This is a genomic window from Marilutibacter maris (assembly GCF_006546735.2).
Taxonomy (GTDB): Bacteria; Pseudomonadota; Gammaproteobacteria; order Xanthomonadales; family Xanthomonadaceae; genus Marilutibacter; species Marilutibacter maris.
Window position 1 is genome coordinate 1 of record NZ_VICD02000201.1, and the last position, 7,558, is coordinate 7,558.

Annotated in this window: 4 protein-coding genes and 1 pseudogene; all 5 read left to right on the forward strand. The window is 69.2% G+C overall.

What is annotated here, in order from left to right; translation table 11 throughout:
* A partial coding sequence (locus tag FKV24_RS11565; RefSeq protein WP_211371854.1) for a hypothetical protein occupies positions 1-1,264 on the forward strand: 1,264 nt, incomplete at its 5' end.
* A gap of 140 nt (positions 1,265-1,404) precedes the next feature.
* Complete coding sequence (locus FKV24_RS11570) at positions 1,405-4,092, forward strand: TonB-dependent receptor domain-containing protein (protein ID WP_141482493.1); 2,688 nt, start codon at positions 1,405-1,407, stop codon at positions 4,090-4,092.
* A 360-nt stretch (positions 4,093-4,452) separates the two neighbouring features.
* Positions 4,453-5,304 carry a type II secretion system protein N gene (locus FKV24_RS11575; protein WP_170288290.1) on the forward strand — a complete coding sequence of 284 codons (852 nt, stop codon included), beginning with the start codon at positions 4,453-4,455 and terminating at the stop codon, positions 5,302-5,304.
* The gene (gene gspD, locus FKV24_RS11580) at positions 5,301-7,388 is read left to right on the forward strand and encodes a type II secretion system secretin GspD (RefSeq protein WP_111266010.1); all 2,088 of its coding nucleotides are present in this window, start codon (positions 5,301-5,303) and stop codon (positions 7,386-7,388) included. The genes FKV24_RS11575 and gspD overlap by 4 nt, the downstream gene beginning before the upstream one ends.
* A pseudogene (locus tag FKV24_RS19890) lies at positions 7,385-7,558 on the forward strand (type II secretion system protein GspE); the annotation flags it as partial. The gene gspD and the pseudogene FKV24_RS19890, both read left to right, overlap by 4 nt.

The following is a 7,558-nucleotide window of genomic DNA, read 5'->3' on the forward strand; positions in this document are numbered from 1 at the left end:
GACCGGCGCGAGCTGCCCGAGCGGCACCACCGACGTGGGTGAGGTTGCGGGCATGACCAACTGCGAGCTGCCGGCCCGCATCATCGGCAACATGACGCTGCCGCAGATCGACGGCGTGGCCTACTCGCTCAACGGCCGCACCGATGTCGGCGAGGACATGGGCGGCGACGCAGCGAACCCGTATCCGAACGCGCGCCAGGGCGTGCTGACCATCGAACCGGGCGTGACCCTGTTCGGCTCCAGCGGTTCCGACTTCCTGATGGTCAACCGCGGCTCGCAGATCATGGCCGAGGGCACCGCCAGCGCGCCGATCGTGATGACCAGCCGGCAGAGCGTCGAAGGCACCACCGGCATCGACTCGATCGGCCAGTGGGGCGGCCTGGTGCTGCTCGGCCGCGCCGCCATCAGCACCTGCCCCGGCACCGCCCAGCCCGGTACCGCCACCTGCGAGGCGCAGGTCGAAGGCGCCAACGGCTTCTACGGCGGCAACGACGACGCCGACAACAGCGGCGTGCTGAAGTACGTCCGGGTGATGCATTCCGGCTTCGAGGTGCTGCCCGACGTCGAGCTCAACGGCATCACCATGGCCGGCCTGGGCAGCGGCACCGAGGTCGACTACGTGCAGGTGCACAACAGCTCCGACGACGGCATCGAGTGGTTCGGCGGCAAGGTCAACGCCAAGCATCTGGTGATGACCGGCATCGACGACGACAGCTTCGACACCGACTCCGGCTACCGCGGCGCGATCCAGTTCGGCCTGATCGTCCAGCGCGACGGCGGCGGCGACCGCGTCAACGAGATGAGCTCGCAGGACCTGCCGTACCGCTCCAATCCGGTCATCGCCAACGTGACATACGTCAGCAAGGGTCACGACAACGTCGTGGTGCTCAACCAGGGCACCCTGGTGAACTACTACAACGCGGTCTTCACCGGCGGCAATCCGGCGTGCATCGAGTTCCAGTCGGCCACCACCGAGGGCACGTTCGACTCGACCTACGTGTCCTGCGACACCCCGTTCGCCGGCGGCGCTTCCGGCGCCGAAGCCACCGCGTTCAACGCCGGCACCAACAACTCGACCGGCGCGTCGAGCCTGAGCGGCACCTTCATCAACGGCGCCAACGAGTCCGCGGTGCCGGCCTTCGCCGGCCTGTCGACGGTCAATCCGTTCTTCGAGGACGTCGACTACATCGGCGCGGTCAAGGACTCGGCCGATACCTGGTGGGAAGGCTGGACCTGCGGCCTGACCAGCAGCGATCCCTGCTGATGGCCAGACCCGTGGCCGCAGGGGGCGGTCGCGGGTGGAGCGGGGCCAAAAGTCCGTGGCCCCGCCCCCTCTCCGATGCCGCGGCGAAACCGCGGCATCGGCTTATCGGACGTACAGGACCCTAAGAAAGGCTGCCACTCATGAAGCTCAATATCGCCCGTACGGGCCCTCATACCGGGATCTTCCTGGCGATCACGGCCCTGCTCGCGCCGCACGGCGCGCTGGCCCAGGACGCCGGAACCGAACCGTCCGCCAATCCGCCCGCAGCCACCGAGCAGGCCACCGAGCTCGATGCGATCGAGGTGCGCGGCGAGTTCATTCCGCAGCCGATGCTGACCAGCTCGGCGGTGATGACCCACGTGTCCAAGGAAGACCTGGAGCGCCAGGGCGACAGCACCGTGGCCGATGCCCTGGTCCGGGTCGCCGGCCTGAGCGTCAACCAGGGCAAGTACGTGTACGTGCGCGGCCTGAACGAGCGCTACTCCTCGGCGCTGCTGAACAACTCGCCGCTGCCCAGTCCCGAGCCGCTCAAGCGCGTCGTGCCGCTGGACCTGTTCCCGACCAACGTCCTCGACACCGTCGAGGTGCAGAAGACCTATTCGGTGCGCTTCCCGGGCGAGTTCGGCGGCGGCACCATCAACATCTCCAGCGCGGTGGTCCCCGAGCAGCCGTTCCTCAAGTTCAAGGCGGCGATCGGCGGCAACAGCGAGACGACCTTCCAGCCCGGCCTGACCCACTACGGCGGCGGCGACTCGGACTTCTTCGGCTACGACGACGGCACCCGCAAGATGCCGCAGGAGCTGCAGGACGCGCTTGCCACCGGCAACCGGATCACCCCCGGCCCCGACTTCACCGCGGACCAGGTCAAGCGGATCGCGCGCAGCTTCACCAACGCGCCGCTGAACCTGATCCAGACCACCGACAACGTCAATCCGGACTACGAGTACGAGATCAGCGGCGGCACCTCGTTCGACATGGGCGACTCCTCGCGCCTGGGCGTGGTCGCCACCGCGGCGCTGAAGAACAAGTGGAAGACCCAGGTCGGCGTCCAGCAGGACGGTGCGGTCGAGAGCGGCAAGATGGCGGTGCAGTCCGACTACGACTTCCTGTCGACCACCAACAACGCCACCGTCAACGGCCTGCTCGGCGTGACCATGGACTGGGAAGACCACAAGGTCGGCCTGATGACCATGTACGTGCACGACACCGACAAGGAAACGCGCAGCACCGAGGGCTACAGCCTGCTGACCGGCGACAACGTCCGCGACGACACCACCCACTGGTTCGAGCGCGAGCTGATCAATACCCAGCTGACCGGCGAGCACATGTTCGGCGAGTTCCGCGACCTGACCGTCGATTGGCGCGTCGGCCATTCGCGCGCCAGCCTGGACGCGCCGTACGAGAAGGGCTTCCGCTATCGCGAGGATGCCGACGGCTTCTGGTTCCACGACGCTTCGCAGGCGCAGAACTACACCCGCTTCAGCCAGGTCAACGAGCGCGTGGATTCGGCCGGCGTCGACGCCGCGTGGCGACTGCCGATCGAGATGGACCTGTATCTTAACTTCGGCGCCGCCTGGTCGGACACCGAGCGCGACGCGGTCACCCGCGAGTTCCGACTGCTGTCGCTGGGCAATCTGCCGTTCTACTACCGCTATCTGCGTCCGGACTTCCTGTTGTCCGACTACGCGATCAGCCAGGGCTACCTGACCCTGCGCGAGACCACCGGCGGCACCGGCGCAGCGGCCTACGACGGCTCGCTGGAAACCCGCGCCCTGTACGTTGAAGCGGAGTCGCAGCTGACCGGCACGGTGCGCGCCACCGTCGGCGTCCGCTACGAGGACGCGACCCAGGAGGTGCAGCCGATCGACCTGTTCGGCGCCGGTCAGCCGCTGCCGACCGCGGCGCCGCTGGAGAACGACTACTTCCTGCCCGCGGCGACGGTCACCTGGAACTTCGCCGACAACCAGCAGCTGCGGGTCGGCCTGTCCAAGACCATCGCCCGTCCGCAGTTCCGCGAACTGGCGCCGCAGCAGTACCTCGACCTCGACAGCGATCGCCTGGTGATCGGCAACCCCTTCCTGGTCGACAGCGAACTGATCAACTTCGACGCCCGCTACGAGTGGTACTTCGATCGCGGCGAGTACCTCAGTGCCGGCGTGTTCTACAAGGACATCGACAAGCCGGTCGAGGTCGTGCTCAACGGCCGCTCGGGCTCGGCCTGGCAGCAGAGCTTCATCAACGCGCCGAAGGCGGTGGTCTACGGACTGGAGCTGGATTTCCGCAAGTACTACGACAGTCCGTGGGACTGGACCGGTGCCGACAGCCGCTTCTTCGTCGCCGCCAACTACACCTACTCCGACTCCGAGGTCCAGGTCGACGGCGACGACGTCGCCTACACCCTGGCCGGCAACGGCCGTCCGCAACCGGCGTCCGAGCTGGTGGTCGACGGCAGCCGCCTGCAGGGCCAGTCCGAGCATCTGGCCAACGTCCAGCTGGGACTCGAACACCCGGCCTCCGGCAGCCAGGCGACCCTGCTGATCGGCTACGCCAGCGAGCGCATCAACGCCCGCGGCATCATCGGCGCGGACGGCGCCGGCGGCACCACCGTGGTCCAGCCCGACTACGTGCAGGACCCGGGCACCACGGTCGACCTGGTGCTGAAGAAGGGCTTCACCCTGTGGAACACCCGGATGGAGCTGGGCTTCGAGGCCCGCAACCTGTTCAACCAGGAGTTCCACGAGTATCAGGAGTTCGGCGGCGGCCGCGCCGACGTGATGCGTTACGACCTGGGTACCAGCTACACCCTCAGCCTGTCGGCGTCGTTCTAGCCGTGGTTGAAACATGCACACCCCGTGCATGGCCCGAATTGCGGGTCCGGCCTCGTCCGGACCCGCTTGCGGCACGTCGCTGATCCGCACGATCGCGTCGTCGAAGCGGCCGTCACCGGCCGTGCGGACGGACTGCCTCGCACCAGTCCGCCAATGGGGAAAGACGCCCTCCCGGGGAGGACGGGCCCGGAAGCCAGGCTTCCGGGCCCTTTTGTTTCCGCTCACCCCGTTCCGGGCCGACCCGCGCCCCCGCACGAATGCCGAGACCCTCGAATCCATGTGTCAGTTGCAGTCATATGGTCACAAATCCGTCTCATCCTGTTCGCGCCGCTGAAACCCGAGATGTGGACCGCTGCGCCCGTGCCTGCCCTTGCCGCCATCCGCGATATCTCCGCGTCCGATCTGCGCGAAAGGATCGGCCGACGGCTCCCCGCCGCGCTCGAGGTCGCACTGGTGATCCTGCTTGCCCTGCAGGCGGCGCGGCTGATCTGGCTGGCGGTGGTTCCACCCGCCCCCTTCGGCGAGGTCGCCCCGCCGGAGGCTTCCGCCGCGGCCGACGCCTTCGCGATCGACGCCGACCTGTTCTACCGGCGCGATGCGGTTTCCGAAGCCGCCGGTGCCGAACAGGCGCTGGGCTATCGCCTGTTCGGGCTGCGCGCGGCGTCGGCCGACGGCGGCATGCCCGCTTCGGCGATCCTCGCCGGCAAGGACGGCGCGCAGCGCGCCTATCGCGACGGCGAAGCGATCGCCGACGGCATCACCCTGGTCCGGGTCGGCGAGGATCACGTCGTGCTGCGCGCGGGCGGCAGCGAACACCGCATCGACCTGGCGACTCCGGCGTCGCCGCCCATGCCCGCGTCGACCGCTAGGACGCGTCCGCTCGCCAGCCCGGGCACCACGTCCGCGACGACCCGTGCGGAGCCGGCCAGCGGCAGCACCGGCGCGATTGCGCCCTCCCAGCTGTTGGCCAGCACCGGGCTGCGCGCCAACCTCGACGGCGGGTACACCCTGACGCCACGCGGCGACGGCGCCCTGTTCCGCCGCGCGGGCCTGGCCCCCGGCGACGTGCTGATGGCGGTCGGCGGCCGTCCGCTCGATCGCGAGCGGCTCGGCGAACTGGCGGGCGAGCTCAAGAACCGTTCCGAAGTGGTGCTGACCGTCGAGCGCGGCGGCCAGTCCCGGACGATCACTCTGCAGGCCGAGCAACCTTGAACCGACACCTTCTCTCCAGCGTGCTGATCGCCAGCCTGGTGCTGCAGCCGTTCTCCGCGGTCGGCGCCGACCCGGACCGCGCCGGCACCCGCAGCGGCAACCCGGCACCGACCGCTCAGTCGCTCAACATCCAGAACGCCGACATCCGCGCGTTCATCCAGGACGTGGCACAGGCGACCGGCACCACCTTCGTCGTCGACCCGCGGGTACAGGGCACGGTCAACGTCAATCGCGGCGAACCCATGTCCGAGCAGGAACTGCTCGGCGTGCTGCTGGCGGTACTGCGCGCGAACGGCCTGGTCGCGGTGCCCGCCGGCGCCGGCGCCTACCGCGTCGTTCCCGACGATACCGCCGCCCAGCAGCCCGGCTCGGCGGGAGGCGACGGCAGCGGTTTCGCGACCCAGGTGCTGCCGTTGCGCACGGTCGACGCGCGGATCGCGGCGGAAACGCTCAAGCCGCTGGTCGGGCGCGGCGGCGTGGTGCTGCCGATGCCGCACAGCAACAGCCTGCTGGTCGCCGACTACGCCGACAACCTGCGCCGGATCCGTGCGCTGATCGCCCAGGTCGACAGCGACCGCGCCACCATCGATACCGTGACCCTGCGCAACAGCTCCGCGCAGGAGATCGCCGCCACCGTGACCCGCCTGTTCGGCGGCGGCGCCGACGGCGTCAACCCGGCGCTGTCGATCCTGCCGGTGGAGAGCAGCAACTCGATCGTGGTGCGCGGCGACGCCCAGCTGATCCAGCGGGTCGTGCAGATGATCCTCGAACTCGACCGCCGCGCCGAGAGCAGCGGCGACGTGCGTGTGGTCAAGCTACGCCATGCCAATGCCGAGCAGCTGTTGCCGGTGCTGCAGCAACTGGTCGGCCAGGCGCCCGACGCCGCCTACGGGGCCGACGCGCCGGCCTCCAGCGCGGTGTCGACCGCCGCGCCGACCGGCACCCAGGTCATCGCCGGCGTGCCGGGCAAGCGTCCGACCATCGTCCGCTACCCGGGCTCTAACTCGCTGATCATCAACGCCGACCCCGAGACCCAGCGCACCCTGCTCGATGTGATCAACCAGCTCGACACCCGCCGCGAACAGGTGCTGGTCGAAGCGATCGTGGTGGAGATCTCCGACGAGGCGGCCAAGGAACTCGGCGTGCAGTTCCTGCTCGGCGGCAAGGACGGCAACATTCCGTTCCTCGCCACCCAATACCCCAGCTCCAAGACCGGGATCATGCCGATCGCCGCCGGTGTGGCCGCCGGCCAGCCGGGCGACGACGATGACGACGGCGTGCTGGACCTGGCCCGCCGCGCCGCGGTGCAGTCGCTGCTGGGCCTGTCCGGCGGACTGGCGGGACTGGCCGGCAGCAGCAGCGACGCGGTGTTCGGAATGATCATCAACGCGGTCAAGTCCGACACCGGCTCCAACCTGCTGTCGACACCGTCGATCATGACCCTCGACAACGAGGAGGCCCGCATCCTGGTCGGCCAGGAAATACCGATCACCACCGGCGAGGTGCTGGGCGACTCCAACAGCAACCCGTTCCGCACCATCCAGCGCCAGGATGTCGGCGTGCAGCTGGAGGTCAAGCCGCAGATCAACGCCGGCGGCGGCATCACCCTGTTCCTGCGCCAGGAAGTGTCCTCGATCGCCGGTCCGGTCAGCGCCGACTTCAACGAGCTGGTGCTGAACAAGCGCGAGATCGAGACCAAGGTCCAGGTCGACGACGGCGCGATCGTCGTGCTCGGCGGACTGCTCGACCAGACCGACCGGGTGACCGTCGACAAGATTCCCGGACTCGGCGACCTGCCCCTGATCGGCGGCCTGTTCCGCAGCACCGCGCGCGAGAACGACAAGCGCAACCTGATGGTGTTCATCCGTCCGACGGTGATCCGCGACGCCGCCGACGCGCAGCGCGAGACCGCCTACCGCTACGGCTACATCCGCGATCGCCAGCTGGAAGCGCAACAGGCGGAGCAGCAGCGCGCCGCGCTCGATGCCCTGGTCCAGGAATACCTGCGGATGAGTCCGCCGGTGCCTCCAGCTCCCGTCCCGGCGGCGACCGGAGCAAGCGACGAGGCCGCGCCGGCGCGATGACGCCGTCCGCGCCCGCACCGGCCGCCCTGCCCTACGCCTTCGCCAAGGCGCACGGCGTCGTGCTGCTCGGCGGCGACGGGACCCAGGCCCATGTCGGCCTGCGCGAGGGCGCCGACGCCCGTGCCCTGCTCGAGGTGCGCCGCGCCCTGGCCCGTCCGCTCAGGGTCGAG